The 22513-nt window shown below is 40.5% G+C and carries 22 protein-coding genes; 5 read left to right on the top strand and 17 right to left on the bottom strand.

The features are described from left to right. Nucleotides 1-7: 7 nt before the first annotated feature. From CH352_RS03640 to CH352_RS03615, 6 genes are all read right to left on the bottom strand, one after another. Nucleotides 8-616 (bottom strand): rhomboid family intramembrane serine protease, encoded by a 609-nt coding sequence (locus CH352_RS03640; RefSeq protein WP_100705607.1) that lies wholly within the window; start codon nucleotides 614-616, stop codon nucleotides 8-10. Continuing rightward, the gene (gene uvrB, locus CH352_RS03635; protein ID WP_100705608.1) at nucleotides 613-2610 is read right to left on the bottom strand and encodes an excinuclease ABC subunit UvrB; all 1998 of its coding nucleotides are present in this window, start codon (nucleotides 2608-2610) and stop codon (nucleotides 613-615) included. The genes CH352_RS03640 and uvrB overlap by 4 nt, the downstream gene beginning before the upstream one ends. A gap of 59 nt (nucleotides 2611-2669) precedes the next feature. Next, nucleotides 2670-3335: an ATP-binding protein gene (locus CH352_RS03630; RefSeq protein ID WP_100705609.1), complete on the bottom strand. Its 666-nt coding sequence runs from the start codon at nucleotides 3333-3335 to the stop codon at nucleotides 2670-2672. A gap of 73 nt (nucleotides 3336-3408) precedes the next feature. Beyond that, complete coding sequence (locus CH352_RS03625; RefSeq protein WP_100705610.1) at nucleotides 3409-3870, bottom strand: tRNA (cytidine(34)-2'-O)-methyltransferase; 462 nt, start codon at nucleotides 3868-3870, stop codon at nucleotides 3409-3411. After that, nucleotides 3871-5022, bottom strand: a complete 1152-nt coding sequence (locus CH352_RS03620; RefSeq protein ID WP_100705611.1) for a S1 RNA-binding domain-containing protein — start codon at nucleotides 5020-5022, stop codon at nucleotides 3871-3873. Continuing rightward, on the bottom strand, nucleotides 5019-6374 hold the full coding sequence (locus CH352_RS03615) for an amidohydrolase family protein (protein ID WP_100705612.1): 1356 nt from the start codon (nucleotides 6372-6374) through the stop codon (nucleotides 5019-5021). The genes CH352_RS03620 and CH352_RS03615 overlap by 4 nt, the downstream gene beginning before the upstream one ends. Nucleotides 6375-6400: 26 nt before the next feature. Between CH352_RS03615 and CH352_RS03610 the strand changes: the two genes are divergently transcribed. Together CH352_RS03610 and CH352_RS03605 are read left to right on the top strand one after the other, a co-directional pair. After that, nucleotides 6401-7093: an ATP-binding protein gene (locus tag CH352_RS03610; RefSeq protein ID WP_100705613.1), complete on the top strand. Its 693-nt coding sequence runs from the start codon at nucleotides 6401-6403 to the stop codon at nucleotides 7091-7093. Then, the gene (locus CH352_RS03605) at nucleotides 7090-7860 is read left to right on the top strand and encodes a glycosyltransferase family 2 protein (RefSeq protein ID WP_165780145.1); all 771 of its coding nucleotides are present in this window, start codon (nucleotides 7090-7092) and stop codon (nucleotides 7858-7860) included. The genes CH352_RS03610 and CH352_RS03605 overlap by 4 nt, the downstream gene beginning before the upstream one ends. Before the next feature lie 27 nt (nucleotides 7861-7887). On the opposite strand, the gene CH352_RS03600 is transcribed toward CH352_RS03605, so the two are convergent. Further along, nucleotides 7888-8280 (bottom strand): hypothetical protein, encoded by a 393-nt coding sequence (locus CH352_RS03600; RefSeq protein WP_036090145.1) that lies wholly within the window; start codon nucleotides 8278-8280, stop codon nucleotides 7888-7890. 67 nt (nucleotides 8281-8347) lie between these two features. Here CH352_RS03600 and aroE point away from each other — a divergent pair, with 67 nt between their 5' ends. Continuing rightward, the gene (gene aroE, locus CH352_RS03595; RefSeq protein ID WP_100705615.1) at nucleotides 8348-9214 is read left to right on the top strand and encodes a shikimate dehydrogenase; all 867 of its coding nucleotides are present in this window, start codon (nucleotides 8348-8350) and stop codon (nucleotides 9212-9214) included. Nucleotides 9215-9235: 21 nt separating this feature from the next. Then, a complete protein-coding gene (locus CH352_RS03590; protein ID WP_100705616.1) occupies nucleotides 9236-10447 on the top strand; it encodes a glutamate ligase domain-containing protein in 1212 nt (403 codons plus the stop codon). On the opposite strand, the gene CH352_RS03585 is transcribed toward CH352_RS03590, so the two are convergent. From CH352_RS03585 to CH352_RS03550, 8 genes are all read right to left on the bottom strand, one after another. Continuing rightward, on the bottom strand, nucleotides 10431-12065 hold the full coding sequence (locus tag CH352_RS03585) for a PEGA domain-containing protein (RefSeq protein WP_100705617.1): 1635 nt from the start codon (nucleotides 12063-12065) through the stop codon (nucleotides 10431-10433). The two genes, CH352_RS03590 and CH352_RS03585, sit on opposite strands and share 17 nt — an antisense overlap. Then, nucleotides 12062-12832: an ABC transporter permease subunit gene (locus CH352_RS03580; RefSeq protein ID WP_100705618.1), complete on the bottom strand. Its 771-nt coding sequence runs from the start codon at nucleotides 12830-12832 to the stop codon at nucleotides 12062-12064. Before CH352_RS03580 ends, CH352_RS03585 begins: the two co-directional genes overlap by 4 nt. Next, nucleotides 12829-13731, bottom strand: a complete 903-nt coding sequence (locus tag CH352_RS03575) for an ABC transporter permease subunit (RefSeq protein ID WP_100705619.1) — start codon at nucleotides 13729-13731, stop codon at nucleotides 12829-12831. Before CH352_RS03575 ends, CH352_RS03580 begins: the two co-directional genes overlap by 4 nt. Before the next feature lie 12 nt (nucleotides 13732-13743). Further along, entirely contained in the window at nucleotides 13744-14199 is a 456-nt protein-coding gene (locus tag CH352_RS03570; RefSeq protein WP_100705620.1) for a PTS sugar transporter subunit IIA, read from the bottom strand. Further along, nucleotides 14196-15080, bottom strand: coding sequence for a hypothetical protein (locus CH352_RS03565; RefSeq protein ID WP_100705621.1), 885 nt, complete (start codon nucleotides 15078-15080; stop codon nucleotides 14196-14198). Before CH352_RS03565 ends, CH352_RS03570 begins: the two co-directional genes overlap by 4 nt. After that, nucleotides 15070-16221, bottom strand: a complete 1152-nt coding sequence (locus tag CH352_RS03560; RefSeq protein ID WP_100705622.1) for a 4Fe-4S dicluster domain-containing protein — start codon at nucleotides 16219-16221, stop codon at nucleotides 15070-15072. The genes CH352_RS03565 and CH352_RS03560 overlap by 11 nt, the downstream gene beginning before the upstream one ends. A gap of 8 nt (nucleotides 16222-16229) precedes the next feature. Continuing rightward, entirely contained in the window at nucleotides 16230-16511 is a 282-nt protein-coding gene (locus tag CH352_RS03555) for a hypothetical protein (protein ID WP_100705623.1), read from the bottom strand. Between the two features lie 92 nt (nucleotides 16512-16603). Further along, entirely contained in the window at nucleotides 16604-18148 is a 1545-nt protein-coding gene (locus tag CH352_RS03550) for a cellulose synthase family protein (RefSeq protein ID WP_100705624.1), read from the bottom strand. A gap of 291 nt (nucleotides 18149-18439) precedes the next feature. Here CH352_RS03550 and CH352_RS03545 point away from each other — a divergent pair, with 291 nt between their 5' ends. Continuing rightward, a complete protein-coding gene (locus CH352_RS03545) occupies nucleotides 18440-19171 on the top strand; it encodes a motility protein A (RefSeq protein WP_100705625.1) in 732 nt (243 codons plus the stop codon). Nucleotides 19172-19337: 166 nt separating this feature from the next. Here the strand turns inward: CH352_RS03545 and CH352_RS03540 are convergent, their stop codons facing one another. Then, nucleotides 19338-20963 carry a hypothetical protein gene (locus CH352_RS03540; protein WP_100705626.1) on the bottom strand — a complete coding sequence of 542 codons (1626 nt, stop codon included), beginning with the start codon at nucleotides 20961-20963 and terminating at the stop codon, nucleotides 19338-19340. Nucleotides 20964-20975: 12 nt separating this feature from the next. Then, on the bottom strand, nucleotides 20976-22463 hold the full coding sequence (locus CH352_RS03535) for a potassium/proton antiporter (RefSeq protein ID WP_243396231.1): 1488 nt from the start codon (nucleotides 22461-22463) through the stop codon (nucleotides 20976-20978). Nucleotides 22464-22513: the final 50 nt, after the last annotated feature.

Genomic DNA, 22513 nt, shown 5'->3' with positions numbered 1-22513 from the left:
AAAATCCTCACATAAACCCACCCAGCACATATTGGATAAACGCAATCAAAGAAAGCGGTTGCACTAAGATTGCAACTGCGAGTCCAGTCAGCGCTCCGTAAAAGTGAGCGTCATGATTGATCCCATCCTGCCTATTCTTAGAAGCATAATAAGAATATCCTAAATACAATATCGCATATAAAGGTCCAGGAATCGGGATCGGTATAAAGAAAAAGAAAATTTTAGAATAAGGATAGAATAAGATAGAAGCAAATACGATCCCGGAAGTTCCGCCGGAAGCTCCAAGACTCGCATAATTTGCGTCCGCTTTATTTTTCTGGAAAGAAATGAAATTCGAAATTAGGATACTCGCTAAATACAGGCCCATAAATCCCAAGGGCCCGAGCACCATATCCACATGCCTTCCAAAAAAGTAGAGTGTCAGCATATTAAAGAATAAATGAGAAAAATCCGCGTGAACAAATCCACTGGTGGCTAAAGTATAATAGTTTCCTTCTTTAGAATCTCTGAAAGGCCTAAGGATCAATTTATCTAAAAGATTTTGATCCATATACAATGTATAAAAGCTTATGGCTCCCGTGACTAGTATAGTGATAAGTGTGATGTCTAATCTCATTTTTCCTCTGTAGGATTCACTTTGATAGTAAGCATTTTGTCTCGGAGAAGCGCTGCTCTTTCGAAATCCAGTTCCTTGGCTGCTTTTAACATTTCTTCCCTGATCTTCTCTTTCATAACTTCTTTAGAAGAGAAGTTTTTCTCTCTGAACTTTTTATTGATCTCTTCTGCCGCATATTCTTCCGGAGCTAATTCTTTTTCGGTCCTTTCGATCATATCGGCAATTTCCTTTTTGATCGTTTGAGGAGAGATCCTGTATTTAAGATTATGTTCTTCTTGGATCGTTCTTCTTCTTTTGGTCTCTTCTATGGCCTTGGTCATAGAATCAGTCATCTTATCCGCGTATAATACTGCAGTTCCGTTGATATTCCTTGCGGCCCTACCAATCGTCTGTATTAAGGATTTGTAATTTCTTAAAAAACCTTCTTTGTCCGCGTCCAAAATGGCTACGAGAGAAACTTCAGGGATATCCAATCCTTCTCGCAAAAGGTTGATCCCGATTAGAACATCGTATATTCCCTTTCTGAGATCTCGAATAATCTCTATTCTTTCTAAGGTTTCTATCTCGGAATGCAGATATGAAACTTTGAGTCCTAATTCTTTATAATAATCGGAGAGATCTTCCGCCATCTTTTTGGTCAATGTGGTGACTAAAACCCTTTCTCCTAGATCTATTCTTTTTCGGATCTCTACTAAAAGATCCTCTACCTGGTTTTTGGTAGGTCGAACTTCTACATTCGGATCTAAAAGTCCTGTAGGACGAATGATCTGTTCTACTCTTGTTTTGCTCTTCTCCAATTCGTATTCTGCAGGTGTCGCAGATACATAGAGAGTTTTAGGAGTTAAAGATTCAAATTCAGAAAAGTTTAGAGGTCGATTGTCTAGGGCAGAAGGTAATCTGAATCCAAAATCTACCAGAGTTTGTTTACGAGCTTTATCACCTGCAAACATTCCCCCCACCTGAGGAATCGTAACGTGAGACTCGTCCACTATAAGCAAGAAGTCCCCGCGGAAATAGTCGATGAGACAAGCAGGTCTTTCTCCTTCTTTTCTTCCGGTAAGATGACGAGAATAATTTTCGATCCCGTTACAATACCCCATCTCTTGGAGCATTTCCATATCGTAATTTGTTCTAGATACGATACGCTGTGCTTCTAAAAATTTATTCTCTTTAGTGAACTTGATCTCTTGTTCCGCCATCTCATCTTTAATTCTTTTGACGGCGTCCTTTACTAAAGGAGCGGACATGATGAAGTGTTTTGCGGGATAGATAAAACATTTTTCCTGCTTAGCGATCACTTGAGCTGTAACCGGATGTATTCTGGAAATTGAATCCACCTCGTCCCCAAAAAATTCGATCCGAAAAGCATCCGTATGATACGCAGGATAAACTTCGATAGAGTCTCCTCTTACTCTGAAATTCCCACGAGAGAAATCGGTATCATTACGATTGTATTGTATATGAAGAAGTTTGCGAATGACCTGATCTCTATCAATGATGTCTCCTTTTTGCAATGCGACAACTGAGTTCACATATTCTTCCGGAGATCCTAAACCATAAATACAAGAGACTGAACTTACGATCACAACATCGTCTCTTTCCAGTAAAGAAGAAGTAGCTCGCAATCTGAGCTTGTCTATCTCCTCGTTCATTGACATATCTTTTTCTATAAACGTATCCGAAGAAGGTACGTAAGCCTCTGGTTGGTAATAATCGTAATAAGAAACGAAGTATTCCACTGCATTCTCCGGGAAAAACTCCTTAAACTCGCGGAATAACTGTGCCGCCAAAGTCTTGTTATGCGACAAAACCAAGGTAGGGAGTCCCATATTCGCGATCACCTGGGCCATAGTGAATGTTTTTCCGGAGCCGGTCACACCTACTAAGGTGACCTTATCTTCTCCCCTTTTAAAGGCTTGGCCTATTTTTTCTATGGCCTGGACTTGGTCCCCGGCGGCTTTGTAGTTGGAATGAATTTTAAAAATCGAAGACATACTCTTAGAAAGAAAGACCCGAAAATCGAAGAAGTGTAAAACGTAAAAAAAGGAAGAATTTACTTCGGAAGGATTTTTTCGGCCATAAATAAGGCCTGTCTTTTATCCTCTAAGATTTCGAGATCCATTTTATCGAATAATTTTTGCATAACCATCATCCCTCTCATAAGAGTGGCAGTGGAAGAAAATTTTCCTCTTTCTATATCTTCTTCGATATTCAATTCTCTCAGATTGTTCACCAGTCGGATCTTAAAAATTCCGCTTTTTTCGATTGTATAGGCGACTTCTACGTTGCCACCGTCCCCATATTTGACTGCATTCTCAACTGCTTCGATGGAACCAATGGTTAGATCCACGATCATGTCCTCGTCTATTCCGTTGGCTCTCAGGAAAGATTCCATCCTGCTTCTTACGTATTGCATAGGCTGGAATTCGGTGCGGCCAAGAAGAAGGTACTCTTCGTTCTTGGAAGTTTTTTTGCGGAGAGAGGATTCTGCTGAGAGAGTATATTCTCTCGGATCTAATTTACTTTTAGCTGCTTCTCCGGAAGCAACAAGCTCGTCTAGAACTTTTGGAACCCAATCGGGTGAGAAGGAAGGCTCTTCCCTGAATTTACGAAGAGTGTCCATACGGATCCACGCATGGAAATCCTGGGAATTACCTGTTAAACCGTTTGCTAGGAGTTCCCGAATTCGGGCTTCTATCTCTCCTAGGGAAAAGGACATTCCCATATTTTTCCATAGGACTGATTTTTTCGAGGGGTGTAAATCCGATTTTTTTCGGAAGACAGTTTCCGAATCACCAACGACGAATTTGGCGCAATGCTTCGTATGCGATTACCGCGACTGCGTTACTCAAATTTAAACATCTACAATCTTCTTCCATCGGAATTCTAAGGATCCCATTAGGGATCTCTGATTGAAAAATTTCCTGAGGCAATCCTGATGTTTCATTTCCGAATAAAAATACGTCATTCTTCCCGTACTTCGGAGTTGTATAAGAGACTTCTCCTTTCGTGGATATTAAATATAACTTAGAATCAGTGTCTAAGGTCTTTGAAAAAGCTTCCCAACCGGAATGAAGGGTCAATTTTAGTTTATCCCAATAATCTAGCCCTGCTCTTCTTGCTGCTTTTTCAGACAACTCGAAGGCAGGTTCTCCTACGATATGCAACTCCGCTCCTAAAGCGACGCATAGTCGGGCGATATTTCCCGTATTGGGAGGTATCTCCGGTCGATACAATGCGATCCGGAGAGCCATTTATCCTTTTTTCTGTCCCTTGTTTAAGGATTTCGCAAGAATAGCACCAAAAGATCCAGTGGATGAAGTTTCCTCGGAAAGATATCCGCTGTAATCCAATCTTTCCTGAACTTCTTTTGCTTTCACAAGAGAAAGAGAGATCTGTCTTTTGCCTATATTCACTTCTGTTACAAAAGCGGAAACCATGTCTCCCATCTTGAAATGTTGAGCAGCTGGTGTACGATTTTGTAATCCAGTCTCTCTGTTTGGAACGAGTCCGGAGAATTGTTCATTCAATTTTACGAATACTCCGAAAGGTTTTACACTTTCCACGGTTCCGGTAACCAAATCACCTTCTTTGAACGGAACATTTTGGGCCCAAGGATCTTTAAGAAAATCCTTAACAGTAAAGCTGTGTTTTTCTTCTTCCCAATCTAATTTTAAAACTTTTGCTCTTAGAACTTGTCCAGGATGAAAATCTTTAGAAAGATCCGCGCCCTTTTTGAAAGTAGCCTCGGAAGCCGGAACAAGTGCAGTCAGCCCGTCTGCCTCCACGATTAGTCCGAAATTATGAACGGATTTGACCTTGCAGGTAACAAACATCCCGGGCTTCAATTCGCCTTTCAGAACGGAAATTTTGGCCTCTCTTTCCTTATCCGCGATTTTCTTTTGGGAAACGATGATCTTTCCTTTATTTCCAACTTCTGAAATGAGGAAACGGACCCTTTTGCCTACCCCATTATTCTGTTTTTTCAACTCAGGATCCAATTGGGAGAATGGACAGAAACCCGTTTGTTCGCCTAACTTGACTTCTACGCCGGCATCATTCTCGCCTACGATATGACCTAGGACCGGGATCTCAGCAGTATGAGCTACAGATACCATATCTTTGGAGATCGTATCTCCATTCAAACATGTGGTAAAATATTGGTCTCCGGAAGATTCCTGTAAGAAATATGCCTCGATAGTTTCTCCCTGTTTAGGGGGAGCTTCCGCGAATTCGTCAGCGGCGATAATCCCGGAGAGACCTGCTCCTTGGATCTTTATAAAAACGTAATCCGATTTAGAACTAGTGACTAACGCAGAAACTTTTGCTCCAGGCTCTAAGGCCGCTTTCTTTCTGAAACTTTCGTCCAGTAATTTTTGAAACAGTTCTTTTTGATCTTCTTTCATCGTCTCCGCCTCTCTGTTTTCTTTTTTTCAGGAGAAGAGATCTCGGTTTTCACTCTCTCCGTCACGACCGTTCTTAATGTTTTTAGTTTATCCCAATTTTGGAGAGGGTCTTCCCTAAAAATCAAAAGATGAGCCGGTTTTCCTACTCGGATCTTCCCCTCATGAGCCGCCCCCAAATATTGGCAGGTGGTTTCAGTTGCCGCTCTCAATGCTTCTTTGGGTCCCAGAAGTTCGGATAAAATTCTCAGTTCCTTCCAGCCGGAAATTCCAGGGAACTGTAGTTGGTGACCCGCGCCCGAACCGAGTAAGATCCTTAAGGTCAGATTCTTGCGGGCCCTCAAGAAAGCAAGATAGGAATCGTATTCTTTCTCCGCTTCTTCTCTTTCCGATTCGGAAAGTGCAGGCAAAGTAGATAGCACTTCTTTAGACAGCGCTCTCTCTTTGAAAGTCGGACTCCATTGGGTCCATTTTTCCCATTCTTCTGCAAAAGAAGAAGTTCCTATTCCTTTTCTAGTAAAATAGATCCCGAAAAGAGGAGCCCAAATCTGTTTCACCAAATTATGAGCAACAGGACGAATAGAAGAAGTTTCCGGAATAGGATGATACAGCACCTTCGTTTCGGAAGACAACGCTTCCCAATTTGCAAATTCTTCTCCGAAAGTGGAAACAGATAATTCCAGTCCATTCTTCTCCGCTTCACTTCTCATTCGATAAAGAAGTTTTCCATCTACTTCGAAAGTTTCTCCTTCGTTATGCCTTAAGAATAAATGGATCTTTCCTCTTTTGCCGGAGAGAGAAGCCATCGCTTCTTCAGGTGATTTTAGGATTTTATAACCGGAAGATTTGGATGCAGAAATTTCTTTGGACTCTGCAAGTAAAACGGGAGGAAGAACTGAGATCCTAGGGTATTGAGAATTTTTCTTTCTGATCTCGGAAAGTTCAGAGGCCCAAGGAGGATCTGCAATGCTTTGGATATGTGTGAATCCATGTAGCAAAAATTGTTTCAGATCGGATTCCAATTCGGTACGATCCTTCCAACCTCCTAGAGAATTTGCCCCTAAGGTTACATGAGAATCACAAAATCCGGGTAAAATGAACAGAGGTTCCTTTGACGCAGTAGAAGAAGATATTTTCTCCACCAAACCGTCTTTCACCTGGATCTGGACAGGACCGGAATATTCCAAGGTTTCCGGTTGGATCAAATAGGCACCGCTCCAAGACCAGGAATCCGCGTGAATGTTCCATGAAAAAAGAAGGCATCCCAAAACATAAGGGAAGGATTTTGGCAAAATTCGGACCGAATTAGAGCGGACCTTTTTTAAAGCTATTAGAATGAGTCTCTTGACAAACAAATCGAGTTCCGAAAAGTTCAAGGTTAATGGGTCAGGAAATCCGGGATATATCAGACAATATCCGGCTTACGGTGGAGGACGGAAGAATCCTCTCTCTAAAGACCCATCGAATCACCAGATCGGTCGAGGAACATATCCAACAGGCGATCGAGCTCATCTTGGATAAGGTCACTTATCCCACCCTTGTTCCAACGATTTACACTATCGTAAAAGAATTATCGATCAACGCCTGCAAGGCAAATCAAAAAAGGATCTACTTCGAGGAAAAAGGCTACGATATCGAAAATCCCATCCAGTACAAAAAGGGAGTCTCCGAATATAAGCAATTATTCTCCGAAAGTATGGCGGAAGAATACGGAAACAAATCCAAAAAGAAGGGATATTTCTGTCTGATCACTTTCGATTATTCCATGGACGGAATTCGGGTCGAGGTTACAAACAATACACCAGTCACTATAGAGGAAGAAAAATCCCTCCGCGAAAAATTAGAAAAAGGAATGCAGTACGGAGACATCGCCCAATTCTATTTAGATAACGCTGACAATACGGAAGGAGCCGGATTGGGACTCGCACTTATATTAATCATGCTAAAAGGAGAAGGTATCGATCCTTCTTTTTTCAGGATCATCATCCGCAAAGACGTAACCATCGCCAGATTGGAAGTTCCCCTTACGTCTAATTTTAAATCCGTAAGAGATCAGGATTTTTCCCGCGCTTGATGTTACCAATCTCAGCCTGTATCATCACATTAAACGAAGAAGATAATATCGAAAGATGTCTATCTTCTCTAGATTTCGTAAACGAGATCATAGTATTGGATTCAGGTTCCAAGGATAGAACGGAAAGTATCGCAAAACAAAAGGGAGCCAAAGTAGTTCTCCGGAAATTTGACGATTACGTTTCTCAAAAGAATCATGTAATCTCTTTAGCTGCGAGTCCCTGGATCCTTACTCTGGATGCGGACGAAGAACTTTCTCCAGGCCTAAAAGAAGAGATCAAAAACTTATTCAAGAACGGAGAACCGGAAGAAGATGGATTTATAATCCCAAGACTTACGATGTACATGGGAAAATGGATCCGACACGGAGGCTGGTATCCGAATTATAGGGCCAGACTATTCTTAAGATCCAAAGGCAAATTTGTAGGCGGAAAGGTCCACGAAGCAGTAGAATTATCCGGAAAAAGGAAGAAGTTAAAACATCCAGTATTCCATTATTCTTATGAAAATCTATTCGATCATGTTAGCTTTATCAATAGATACTCTGAACTTGCTGCTACTGAAAAATTCGGAAAAGGAAAACGTAGCGGTTTAATCTTAGCCCTATTAGAAGCAGGATACAAATCCTTTTGGATGTATTTTGTAAGATTAGGATTTTTGGATGGAAGAAGAGGACTGATCCTCGCAATCATGGGGTTCTATTATAATTTTCTAAAATACGCCAAAGTATTCGAAATGACTTTGGCGGAAAAAGAGAAGAAAAAGTGAAAACTCCGCCTTGAACGGCGAGTTAAATCAGTCTCTGCGTTCTTTGTTATGATTGATACGGTTCATAATATAGAGCATTGAGTATCCGCCCAACAAAACCGCGATCAAATTCACATTTGCAACCTGATAGATCCCGATCTTTGGTGAGATCAACCAATACACCACTTCTCGGATCAGATCTTGGAAGATAGAAAGAATGATCAGAGATCCCAGAATAGCGACTAAAAACGCCACCCAGTAACCACCTAAAAGATCCTTTCTTTTATAATAATAAAAATACCAAGCTAAACCGCCACTAATAGACAGAACAAACAGTATATCCGTGAATGTCGTCCACCAACCCGAAGAAGAAGCTAAAACTAAAAAGGGTTGAGTGCCGAGTAAAGGGAGAAAATCGTTGAGCGAGGCCAGGATTCCCATCTGCATTACAGGTTTTCCGGGTTTTCGGATAAAGTCGAGAATTTTAGTAAAAAAGAAGCGGAACCAATTGAAAATCTTTCGAGACAGCTCAAAATACTTCGGGATCGTAGGCCAGCCTCTATCTCACACATTATCACCCATGTTGCACACCTCATGGTATGAAGACCTGAGTCTGGACTGCGGCTATTTGGTTTTTCCAGTGGAAACTTTGGAAAAAAAGGAACTTCTTTCTTTGTCCAAGTTCGGAGTCAGAGGTTTGTCAGTCACCATTCCTCATAAGGAAATTGCATTTCAATTCGCGGATAAAACTGACGAGACTTCTCAAGCTGTCAAAGCAAGTAATACTTTAGTTTTTGAGAACGGATCGATTAGCGCGCATAATACGGACGGGATCGGTGCAGTCCGATCTATCCAAGAATCTTTTCCGGTAAGTTTATACGGAAAAGTATTATTGATCGGAAGCGGTGGAAGCGCTCGAGGAATTTCTTTCACCCTATTGAAAGAAGCAGGAGTAAAAGATCTTACGATCACAGCAAGAAATCCTAAAACTTCTGAAGAATTGATTGGATTACTTTCTAATATTTCTTCCGCAAAGATCCAGTTTAAAGATCTAACCGAAGTGCAAAAGGATTTTGCGGAATACTCGCTCATCATTCACACAACTCCCCTCGGAATGAAAGGAAAAGATCCTGGACCTGCAATCCCAGAGTCTTGTTTTAAAGAAGGGCAAGTATTATTCGACATAGTTTATAATCCTTTAGAAACTCCTTTAGTTTTAGGAGCTAAGAAGAAGGGTGCGAAGATCATTCCCGGAACAGAAATGCTACTCTACCAAGCAGTCGAACAATTCAGATTGTTCACCGGCGTAAGCTTAATCCCAGATCTGATAGAAAAAGGAAGATCCAGACTGTTAAAAGCTCTCGGATACACCTGAGAAAATATTAGAAAATCATAAATGTCTAACCCAGATTTTTTAGAATTCGGATCCAAATTAACCAATTTAGAGAAAACCAGGAATTTTAATGTATTTGGGGATTATTCTTTGGATCAATTCCGAAATCTTGTAGATTCGCACGGCTGGAGAACTAGAAAAAAAGAAAGACTTAGAGTCTCAGTGGTCGGAACAAACGGAAAAGGCTCAGTCTCTCATTTTTTAGCGGGAAGTTTTTCGAATCTAGGATACAAAACAGGTCTTTATACTTCTCCGCATCTATTCGATCCAAAAGAAAGGATCAGACTTAGTCCGAATTTTGATCCAATAAACAAAGAAGATCTAAAAGAAATTTCTAATATACTATTTTCACAAAGTAATGCAGAAGAACTTTCTTTCCTTTCTTGGTTTGAATGGTTTACTTTAGGATCTTTCGTTTTATTCGAAAAAAGAGATATTGCAGTCCAGGTATACGAAGCAGGTTTAGGAGGAAGATTAGACGCCACGAAACTGGCAGATCCGGATGTTGTCGTTGTCTGCGCGATCGGAGAAGATCATAAGGCAGTCTTAGGCAATACCAAAGAAGCCATCTTAAAGGAAAAATTAGGAATAGTTTCCGAAAGAACTAAGATCGTATTCGCATTAGAGCCGGAACCTTCTCTTTTAAAAATACTAAGAGAGTTTTGTTTCGAAAAGAATCTAGAATTATATCTTTATCCTGCATTGCCGGAAGGAAGATCCTATTTGGATCATAATCAAGAATACGTTAAGTTTATTGTACATAGATTAGAAGAATTTATTTCCAAGAAACTGCCTTTTTTGGAAAAGACTGGACAAACAAATTCTAAGCCTCTTCCCCGTCCACCTGGCAGATTAGAGATCGTATCCAATTCCCCAATGATCGTATTTGATCCAGCGCATAATCCGGATGCGATACGAGTTACACTTGCATCATTATCTTCTGCATTTCCAGGCAAAAGATTTTCCATCGTAGCAGGATTTTTGCCCGACAAAGAAGGAGAATCTATGGCGGAAAAACTTTTGCATTATACAAAAGATCAAAATACAAATTTGTATTTTTTAGATTCTAAGGAATTCAAACTTCCGGAAGGTTACAAGCCTTACTGCATCCCTCCTGAAAAACTTTCAGAAATTCTAAAACCTTCAGAACAAGAAGATGGGATCTTAGTATTAGGAAGTTTTAGATTATATTCTTACATCAAAATCTCATATTAAATTTTGCGTAAGACTCAGTTTCATACTGTCCTTCTATACCTCTTACGAATGTAGGCATAGTTTTGACAGGGGCAACTCCCACTTCCAAGGTTTCAGAGTCTAGTCCTAGAGCATAAAAAGTCGCAGATAGAAGCAGCATTGTGCCTATCCCGTACAACATGAGCCCGCCATGGATCCCTTGGTGTTTTCCAAATCTTCCGGAGATAGATCTGAAATAGTCCGACTTGTCTTTGGCGTCGTTATAGATACTTTCCTGATAAAAATAGGAAAGCGCGAATGTTTGGGTATTAGGAGAAGATTGCTGCAATTCCTGTAGAGCCACAAAATTCGTGATTTGGACCATTGGCCTTGCATTTTCCAAAGCTTGATCCGCTCTTAAATTGAAATAATAATATCCAGCGTAGAAGAATAAACTTCCGTAAAGGGAATAGATCGCGAAATCATCATAGGTATGATCTAAGAATAAATACTTTTTATTTCTATAATAAGAAACTGATTCGCCTTCTTTCAGCTTTGCTTTGATCTCGGATACTTCTCCTTTTTTGATCTCCACTCCTTTAAATTGATCCACATGATCGCCTAAAACGAATCTCAATCTATTCCAGCCTATTTTGACTGGGACCTTTACAAGTGGAGTGACACCCAAATATTCCGAGCCTAAATATACTTTTGCACCCTGGGGATCCGAATCCACCGAAAGAAAACCTTCTTTTTTATCTTTTTCTAATACAATATCCAGATCTTTAGGAGATTCTCTTAAATCTATTTGACCGACCCAATCTGAGTATCCGTTTTTAGTGATCCGAATATCGTGGATCCCGAAAAGAATATCATTTCTTTTTAAGGGCGTTTTCCCGATATAATTCCCATCTAAAAATACGAGTGAATCGTATTGGTTTCCGGTTTTTATGGAAAGTGCTTTGGTATGTTTTCCTAAAAGTGTTTTGCGGATCTCTTCTATAACAGGGTTTAATTCCTGATAAGAACGCCTAATGCTTGTTTTTTGCGAAAATTCTTTTTTAGATCCGTCTTTAGATGATCTCATCCGGATACTAATTCGGATCTCTTCTCCCTTCTTCTCAAACTCTCCATAAGTAGAATAAAAACAGTCGTATTTTCTGGAGATTGGAATAAGAAATCCCTCGTCGGGAGCAGTTTCCGTTTCGTAAGGTTGTACTTTCAAAATTAAATATCTAGGATCCCTTGATACATTTAAAGAAAGTTCTCCCTTCTTTAATTTTTCGAGTCCTGCATAATCCCATTCTCCTTCTCTTAAATTCGGTCTAACTTCGGAAGGATTCGGACCAAAAGAATGTTGGATGGATTTAGGGATTAAAGATTCGTCATAAATCTGAACTAAAGATTTTAAACCCGAATAAAGAACGGAAGCATATCCGGATGAATAAAAATCTAAAGATGTATCTCCTGATAAATTTCTAAGAGGGAAAATACAAAGTTTTCTTTCTTTCTCGAATTGGATCTTTTCAGGAGAAGAATATTCAGGAAGACGATAATACTCATCTATCCCATTTCCGTATGTTGGAGTTCCAACAAACAAAGGAGCTAAACAAATTAATAATATAAGCGCAGACAGCTTTCGGAAGAATAATAAGTTCAAGGACGTTTTCCTCCCACTGTCATTACTAAACCTAAAATTCCAAGCGTAGGAAACACCAACGACCAAGGAGCATTTTGAGCGTAATCTTTAGAAAACGCAATTTGTTCTCCAAGCCCCGGTCCGAATACTTCTCCCCCTGCAGAAATTCCTAAAAATCCGAATATTGCAAGAGTCATTACCACAGCAGGAAGTCCCGTAAATAAAAGTACTCTCAATATTTGAAATGCCTGAGGAAGAAGATGTGCTCTAAAAACATAAGACTTGCTCGCTCCAAAACAAGAAGCGGCTAATGCATATCCGCTTGTGCTTACCTCGTCTATCTTCGCGCGAACTGTTTCGTAAGCTTGCGCCCAATCTCCAAGTATAATTGCCAAAAACAAAGGACCAGGTCCGGCTCCGAACACTTGAACAACAAGCAAAGCCAAAAGTAAAGAAGGAAGAGAAACAAATACGGAAGACAAAGGAGAGAATACATTCTTCTTAAAAAATGGACTAGTATAAGAAGCCAAACCGATCAAGGAAGCCACAACTAAAGTCAAAACTCTTGCAGGAAATGCAAACAAGAAGGTAGCCAAACTTCCATAAGCAAACATGGAAAATACATCTCTTCCTAATCTATCCTTACCGAATGGAAAATCAAAAGAAGGAGGAAGAAAAGATTCTTTTAAATTTAATTCAGTAGGAGCCGACTTGAATAAAATCCCAAATATTACTAAACCTAAATACAGAGAGATCGTGCCATATCGAAGCAGGTTTAGAGTTTTCATGCGGCACCTGCCTCCCAACCCAAAAGATTATCCCTTACTCTTTCCGAGACTCTGGTAAGAATATAGAACACCGTCCCGCTATAAAACAAAAGTGCAGAAAGTAATGCGGAATCCATAGTCCTGATGGCATGATACATGGACTTACCGATCCCAGGAAAGAAGAAGATCTCCTCTACTACGATTGCACCCGAAAGCAAAGAACTTAAATCCAATAAGATCAAGATGAGAAGTACTGGTGAAACTTTGAGTAGAATATGCCGAAACAATATTCGATTTTCTGAATATCCTCTTGTCTTTAGAACATTTGTATAAGCGGATTTTTTTTCTGTCCCGGCCAATTGGTGGGCAAAAATAAAAAGTCTAGCGAATACTCTCGAGCCAAGCGCCGATCCAGGCAGGATCACATACGCAGTATTTCCAGGCTCATAGCCTCCCGGAGGAAGCCAGCCAAGTACCAGAAAAAAAAACACTAATAGAAAAACGGAAACTACGAATACAGGGGTAGATAAAATGAGTTGGCTGATAAATCCGAAAACTTTTCCCACAAATCCAAAGCGAGGAAGAAGAGATACCAATGCTAAAAAAACAGAAAAGAATGTGCCTGTTAAAACGGCGAATCCTGCCAAATGTAATGTGGGCCAAAATCTGGAAAGAATATGAGAAAGGACAGGATCCCCTGATTCGGTTTCTCCTAGATCGAAACTGACCAGACCTTTCCAAAATTTAAGATATTCTTTCACAAAACCGGTGTTAGTCGATTTATCTACGGAATCCTGGACTTGGATCCCTGAATCTGCCTCTAAAAATTCCTTATTTAGAGATCTGAGCTGCGAGAAAAATACTGAAATTGCGGAAAGAAAAACCGCAAAGATCAAAAAGCGTTTCGCTTCTTCTAACAAACTCTCACCCTCTCACGCGGAGAAAGCTTTCCGGATCTCTTCGAAATTTTTGGAAAGGATCAGTTTTTCACGATCCTCTTTTACATTGAGGGTTTTTGCGATTTGCGCCAGGGTTTTGATATGTTCTTGGAATTTTGATTTGGGAACGATCAGAAGAATAAAAATATGAACGGGAAGATGGTCGATTGCGTCAAAGTCGATGCCCTTTCGAGAAAGACCCATTACACATTTAAGTTCGTCCACCAGATTGACCGAACAATGTGGGATCGCTACGCCGCTTCCGATACCCGTAGACATTGACTTTTCTCTCGCCATGAGAGATTCGTACACAAGGTCCCTGTCGTCTCTAGCGATTAGCGTCGAGTCGACGGCCTTCTGGAGAAGTTGATTGATAACTTCTTCCTTAGAGGAACCTTCTATTTCAAAAATTACAGTCTCTGGCTTAAGTAAAGCGAGGAGCTGGTTCATGCCTCTGTCCTATCTCCTAGGAAAATACGAATCAGGATGGATTCAATGAAAAAAAACGATGAGACCCACAGGAATGTAGGAACAAATGCGGGGGGAAGGAAAAAAATTGCCAACCCGAGAGGAGCCAAACTCAAAAAAGAAAGAGGCAAAAGTGAGCCCGTATTTCTTCCCGGCAAATTTAGAAGTAAAATGAAGGAGAGAGTTCCGAGCCAAACCGGACCGGAAACAGTTTCCCAACCTGGGATTTTGGCGATATGGATCCAAACGGAAAGAAGGATGGAAAATCCCAGAGGCAATAAAATAGCCAGACTACTTCTTAATAATAATGGAACAGCCAGAAGTATTCCAAATCCACCACATGCTTCTAAAGCGGAGTATCTAAACCCAGGCAAAGCACCTTCTGTGAAAAAACCAGGAGTATATATATCAGGATAAGAAGATCCTCTAAACACGGAAGAAGGTTCGCTCGACCAACTATCTATTCCAGGCAAAAAGTAGAATATTAGAAAAAGCAAAAATTGTAATAAAGCCAAAGGAAAACGGACCTTAAATCTCTGTTCTAAAACCCACCAAAGACCAAGCCCAATCCCTAAAGCAAAAACCGCATGTAAAGCGTATCTTGAATCTCTAGGAAGAAGAAGAGCGAAACTTAATGTATGATTCACCCAATACAACGGGTAGGACTTCCCACCAGTAAGGAGAAAGTAAGCGCCTGCTCCGAATAAAAGACCAAAACCAACAGGAATAATCGGATAATATGATCCACCCGAACCTAAAATCAAAAGGCCAATCGCCAAAATCGCAAATAATATATCAGGTAGAAGAAGGTCCTTTCTTCTGAAAAAACCGTTTTGGGTAGAGAGAACGTAACTAAAAGCCATGATTCGCCTCCTTCCAAGTTCTGATCTTATTTCTTAATGAAATGGTAGAAGGACAAAGGAATGTGCAGATCCCACATTCCATACAAAGAGAAGAATTAAAATTTCCGAAACTGGAAACCAAGGCCATAGGATTTGCTTGGGTAGGGCAATTATAAGAACATTCTCCGCATTCCACACAAGGGAACTCCCTTCTCCCGGAATCATGTTTAGTCAAAAATACTAAGGAATAGTTCTGCCTGATATCCCAATAGAATCCCTTTTTAATCTCTCGAACTGGATTCTTTTCGTAAAAGGAATTGAGAGTGAAGTTAGAATATTTAGGACCGTATTCTTCGAATAAAAATTTCAGGCTCTGACCGTTACGAATACGAACAGTAGAATCTGCCTTTCTAAGTCCACCGTTCTTTCCTAAGAAATAAAGAGCGATCTCTCTTTCTATAAAAGGGAAATCGGCAAATAAAGCTCTATAAAGATTATATAATGTTTCTGGTCCTAAATATAAAATTTCTTTAATTTTAGAAAAAGGGATTTTTTCAGTCTGGGAAACGAAATATTCCGGAATTCCCCAAGGATATGCGTAATTTTTAACGGGAGATTTTAGGCCGGAAATATAATCTCTGATCTGAGCTTCCGGAAAAAGGGTTTTTAAAACTTCCAGAAAACGAGTATGGCATTCTAAGTTCTTTTTTAGCTCGGGAAGATAATCCACATCTTGCGTTCTTGTAAATGGAGCTAAGATGATTAAAGATGTTTTCTGTCTGGATTTTAGATAAGATAAAAGAGAATGTTCCGGAAAGTCAAGACTGACCAAACCAAGTCTGTCCATCGGTTCGAGTACTTCTTCTTTTTTGAGAGCCTTTGGGATCCAGGGTTTGGAACCTATGAAATTCCCATCTTGAACGATACGGATCTTAGATCCTTCTTCGCTATGTTCTAATGAAGCGATCCCGTTTACCGGAGAGAGAACTGAACCTGAGGATTGTTTGAAGAGAGGATCTCCTACACTTACCCGGACTGGAAAATCCTTAAGTAATAAGGCATCTCTATCCGGGAAAAGTGTGTAGGGTTCGTCCAGGACCGTTTTACGATTTCCCGTTTCTTTTACGGTCCTGGGCTGGAGAAGGAACGGTTTTGAGAACAATGTCCTTTTTAGCTAAGCGACTTCACCATATAGATTTCGTCTTTAATGGGAAGTTCTTTCTTTAAATTTTTGATATAAGGAAGAATTTCTCCCATCGGCTCGTAGAATTCGCAATCTGTCTGCATACGGCGAGCCACTGTGAAGTATTTGTATAACTTCTCTTCGCCGGAACGTTTGGACCATTTTTTCTTGGTACATTTGACCCGGAGGATGTATTTGTCCGCCTCGGATTCATACTGTCTGACGGTTACACAATGCAGGCAGTTGGCGCAATAGACTTTCTCACTCATCGGTTATCCTGTTTCCTGGGGTATTTGACAGATTTAGGCGAAGGCACAGGGAGTCAACCTGTTTCCTCGCCTTTTGTATGGCGGAAGCTGTGTCAGGCTTCCTGAGGGATCTCTTCCTGAGCTGCGTTTCTTGCTTCTTTATATTTCCAGGTAAATTCTTGGAAAGATTTAAAAGCTACGAAGAAGAAACCGATCCCGTAGATCAATAGGAAGCCCACGATATAAGGACGTCCCACTAAGAAAGATAGCACAACTGAAAACACACAATAACAACCAAGTAAGAACTCAAGAACTACATGGAAATCCAAAGGAACGGTGTATTTCAGCCTTTCTTTTAGGGAGTCCGAGTTGTTCTCGATTCTCAATTTAGGAGTTCTTTTGAAAGAAGATTGGATCCCTAAAACAGCCTCGAGCCAAGCTCTGGTGTTTACGATCGCAATCCCAGTTCCGATCATGATCAGAATTGGAAGATACACTAGTCTCTTTTTCCAATCTTTGTATAATGTTTTCTGTGAATATGCGTAGAAGAATAGAGGTCCAACAGATCCTATAGAAAGGACCGCTGCGGTTCCGGATAATACTTCCAGAGGAAGATCGTAGAAGCTGAAACCTGACCAGTATTCCATTAATAATAACGGAGCGCTGAATAGAATGTTCACAATCATAAGTGGGTGAACAGAATAATTGATCAAGTGGGTCACAGCCTCAGCCTTGGTTTTCCAAGGTAGGTCCGCTTTCCAGATACGAGGAAGAAGTTTCACTGCAGTTTGGATAGAGCCTTTGCACCAACGGAACTGTTGAGACTTGTATGCAGACATCATCGCAGGGATTTCTGCAGGACAAACCACATCTTTAAAATAACGGAACTTCCAGCCTCTTAATTCTGCACGGTAAGAAAGATCGAAGTCTTCTGTAAGAGTATCATGCTCCCAACCGCCGGCATCCTCGATCGTTTTCTTTCTCCAAGTACCTGCAGTACCGTTGAAGTTCATCCAAAGTTTGGAACCGTTTCTTGCGACCTGCTCGATCATGAAGTGACCGTCGATGCCGAAACTTTGAGCTTTCGTTAGAATATTATAATCTGCGTTGATATGTCCCCAACGTGCTTGCACCATTCCGATTTGAGGATCGTCAAAGTAAGCCATGGTTTTAAGAAGGAAGTCAGGATCCGGCATAAAGTCCGCATCAAATATAGCGATGTAATCCCCTTTAGAAACTCTCATCCCTTCGTCTAAGGCACCAGCCTTATGACCTACACGATTGGTTCTGTGAAGGTGATGAATATCGAAACCTTGAGCCTTGTATTTTGCCACTAAGGAAGCAGCTTTTTGGATAGTTTCGTCGGTGGAATCATCCAGAACTTGGATCTCTAATTTATCTTTAGGATATTTTAATGCAACTGTGGAGTCGATCAGACGATCTACTACGTAAAACTCGTTAAAAATCGGAAGTTGGACGGTGACTACCGGAAGGCTTGGATCGTCCAAAGAAAGGTTTCTGCTCGGGTCTGTATCGCAATTGGTGTTGTACTTTTTGTAAAGATACACCATGATATACGTGTGAATTCCAAAGAAAAATAATCCTAGAATATCTAGGGCGTAAATTCCCAAAAACAGAACGGTGACTACAGTGAGCATTTGGGACAAAAATTTTGGAAATACCTAAAAAGTCAATGGATTTTGCAGCGCAACATTCAAAGCCACATTTTTCGTCCCGAAATTAAATTGATCCCCTTTCCGAAAAAATGGCCTTCTACCCTAAGGTCCCAACTTTGAAATCCGATATTCTAAATCGGATGGACCTTTAACCTCCCTGGTTAAAGCCAATCCACTGCGAATTTTCACTTTCTTGTAGAGGGGATGGACGAAACCGTCCCTTATTTTTTGAAAACGCTTGTCTTCATGACATAATCTACCTAATTTGCTCCCATGCGTTCGGCTATCTTTGGTTTAATTGCCGCATTTGCTTCCGTTCTATTAGCCATCTTATTGGAAGAAGCGCATTTTCTTTCCTTTCTCAAACTATCAGCACTCGTATTGATCGTAGGCGGAACCGCAGGCGCGACATTCGCAAGCTACACTCCTGAAGAATTTGCAAATCTGATCATTCACTTGAGAGAATCTCTTTTTCCTAAGAGAGAATTTTCTCTTTCAGACGTCTTCTTGGACTTCGCGGAGAAGGCCCGCAAGAACGGATTACTATCGCTGGAAGACCAACTCGCAGGAGTGCCGGACGCTTTCTTGAGAAAAGGAATACAACTCATTGTAGATGGAACAGATCCAAGAGCTGTAGAAGAAATTTTATTCGAAGCAGCAGAAGGCCTGGAGAATAAGGAAACCCGCTCCGCAAAAATTTTAGAGACCGCCGGAGGATTTTCTCCTACGATCGGGATCATCGGAACTGTGATGGGACTCGTGAGCGTACTGGAAAATTTAGGCGCCGGGACAAGGGCGCTCGGAGAAGGGATCGCTACTGCATTTATCGCAACTTTCTACGGGATCGCATTCGCAAACTTAGCTTATTTTCCATTGGCAAACAGACTCAGGACCTGGGCATTTTCCAGGGACAGAAGAAGACAGGCAATTATCCGAGGAATTATTTCTCTGCAAACAGGAGACAACAGAAGGATCCTTGTAGAGAGAATGGCTCCGTTTTTGTAGGAGTTCCTACAGAAGGGAGGAGCGCGGCCCCCACCCGAGTTGGGTGGTGGAGGAGGGCCCGTGGGAGAAGCCTCGCTCCCTATATCATGAAATCCTAATTCCTTCAATCAAATTTTCGCGTAGAAAACTTGTAGGAGCTCCTACATTTTAATGCAAGATTATTGCTCTAGATCGAATTTATCCCTTCGTTCTTTTTACGATTCTCTTCTTCCCACATTTTATTTTCACGAACCTCATCTATCAAATAAGGCTCCTTATATTTTCGAAGAGAACCGAATTGGAACTTCCAGAACAAATCCCATCTTCTGGAGTCGAGTATTTTTCCCCTTGTTAACAGGTTTAAAGAATCATAATATTCCTTAAGTTTAGGATCTTGGATCTTATTTTCTCCGGATTCAACGGATTCAAAATAGCCGGAAGGCAAATGTCTGATCTTATGACCTACCCTACCCTTTCCTTGGATCCTAGAAAGAAGCGGATCACCTAAAGCAATGATATCGATAATATACTGATCAGGAAGAAAAAATCCGATCACACCTGTGTTATATTTAATGAACACTCTTTGGTCGGTCGCTGGGAAAAAAGGTTTTTTATTCGCCATATTAGAAAGAAGAGAGCCCTTGTTATCATGCCAAGCGAGACCGGTGCCTAAATAATACCAAAATTTCTCGTCCGTAATTCCTACCCTATCTAAAACCCAAGGATTTTTTCTCACTTGTTGTTTAATAGAATGAACAGGGGTGGAGGGAAGAAGAATATTATATAAAATTAAAGCAGATCCTAAGATATAAATCTCTTTTCTCTCTATATTCTCAAGGCGGGCCAATGCAATCCCAAAAAGAAAGATCACATAAGTGAAAAATCTTCCGGCCATAAAGTCCCCTCCTACAAAGAGGATATATATCAAGTAGGGCAAAGAAAAGAACAGAGATATTAAAATAGAACTCGAGTCTTTCCGGAAAAACGCCCGAAGGATCGCCACAATCGGAAAAAACGCAAAGATAACAGAATCCCACCTCAGTTCAAAAAGATAATACTGCAACCCTTGTGAAAGTATTTGAATAAAAGAATCTTCCACATTCGTTTTGGAATAGTACGTATTAGGCAAAAGGGAGCCGTAATACAAAGCGGAGAATAAAAACCAAAAGATTGCGGGCAAACTATAAAGAGCTATTCGAGAACTTAATGAAATATTAATTTTTCCTTTCTTAAATTCTTGAACAAAAACGATTAGAAGAGGAATTATAAAAATTAAAATAAAATCTATCCTGGAAACCAGACCAAGACTAGCAAGAAATACAAGGCCTGGTAGCTTAGATGCAGTTTCTTCTTCTTTTCTAAAATATAAATAGAAGAAGATCGCTTCGATCAGATAATTTAAAGAATTTTCTAACCCTGAGTAGGAGTAGTCCACAAAAGATCTGGAAGATAAAAGAAAGCCAAAGCCCAACCAAAAGGAGGCTTTAGAAACGGAGATCTTTCTTAAAAAATAAAATGCGGAGAGACCCCAAATAAATGAGCTAAAGAAGGACCAGAAAACTATATTCTGATACACGTAATAAAAAGGAGAAAGTGTTAAGATTAAAAGTGGATTTGTAAATGCTTGCACGCGTTCTGCGATATTCCAACGCAATCCGTAACCATTTACAAAATGATCCAAAACTCTAAAACTAATAAATGAATCATCGCTTAGCCAAGCGTTCTGATAAGAAATATAGGAAAATAAGATAAGAACTAAGGTCAGTTCGAAATAATTAGATCGAATGATCTTCTTCCAATCAAAATGAACCATTGCAGTGAGAAGCTAGGCTTCTTTTCTTTCTCCCATTCTGGAAAGAATTTCTCTGATCTTACCTTCTGCACCTTCAGGAGTTAATACCAAAAGAACATCCCCATCTTCCATCTTGGTTTTACCGGTTGGGACCAAATGAGAATCTCCCCTATAGATCAAGGTGATCAACGAGTTTTCAGGGAAATCCAATTCGTAAACGAATTTGCCTACGGAAGCAGAACCGTATGGAACAATATATTCCAGAAGTTGAGTATCGCTCTTGTCCTTGTTTTCAAATTCAAATGGATAAGAAGCCCTTTGTTCTAATGCTGCTTCCAGTCCTAAAATTCGAACTGCAAATGGAATTGTAGATCCTTGTAACAACAAAGAAGTCAATACTGTAAAAAATACTAGATGAAAGATCATCTCCGACTCGGGCAATTGTTTTGCAAAGGGAAAGGTTGCCAAAATAATCGGAGCGGCTCCCCTCAGTCCTACCCAAGAAACTAAAAGTTTCTCTCTCCAATCCACATTGAATCCTGTTAGTGCTAAGAACACTGCAGCGGGCCTTGCGATCACTATTAGAAAAACTGAAAATGCAATCCCAAGTATTGCAACAGATGGCATTTTAGAAGGGAATACCAAAAGTCCTAAGGTAAGGAACATTACGATCTGCATCAACCATGCAATCCCGTCCATAAAGCGAACATTACTTCGCTTATGAACGAAAGATCTATTTCCGATGATGATCCCTGAGATATACACCGCTAAGAACGGGTTTCCTCCGATTAGATCGGTAGCAGAGTATACGAATAGAACGGAAGCTGAAAGTAATACCGGATACAAACCTTCATAATCGAGTTTGATCCGGTTCATACCTCTATAGATCCAGTATCCTAAAAGTAGACCTAAGATAATTCCCAAACTAAACTGCTGGAAAACTGTCCATATAAGCGCATCCCAAGAAGGAGAAGAAGATCCGACAAAACCTAAAACGGACGTAGTTAATAATACTGCTAGAGGATCGTTACTGCCCGATTCCAACTCCAAAAGAGAAGTGAGCCCTTTTCTCATTCCTATATTGCTAGTTCTGAGAACGTTAAACACTGCAGCTGCATCAGTAGAAGAAACTACCGCACCCAAAAGAAATCCTATAATAGGATCGAAGCCTATCACAAAAATTGCAAACAAGGCAACGAACAAACAGGTGAGAAGTACGCCCAAAGTTCCGAGAGAAATACCTTTCCAAAGTATAGGCTTTACTTTAACCCAGTCAGTTTCCAGACCTCCGGAGAACAAGATAAATGCCAGTGCAATGGAACCGACCTTGCGAGTAAGATCCGCATCGTTGAACCAGATCTTTAGAATGCCGTCGGAACCCGCGAGCATTCCTATCGTTAAAAATATAAGTAGAGAAGGAATTCCAAATTTTGTGGAAACGCGCAATAAACCAATGCTCAAGATGATGAGACTGGAGAGAGCTAAAATTTGAAACTCGAAGTTAAGAGCGTTCAATTCCACTATGATAGATTCTAATCCGTTGAAAATTATGCGATTTCTTTTTTCATGTT

The sequence above is a fragment of the Leptospira hartskeerlii genome, assembly GCF_002811475.1.
Classification (GTDB): Bacteria; Spirochaetota; Leptospiria; order Leptospirales; family Leptospiraceae; genus Leptospira_B; species Leptospira_B hartskeerlii.
The sequence above is the reverse complement of the archived record's forward strand: the minus strand, read 5'-3'. Positions and strand labels throughout refer to the sequence as shown.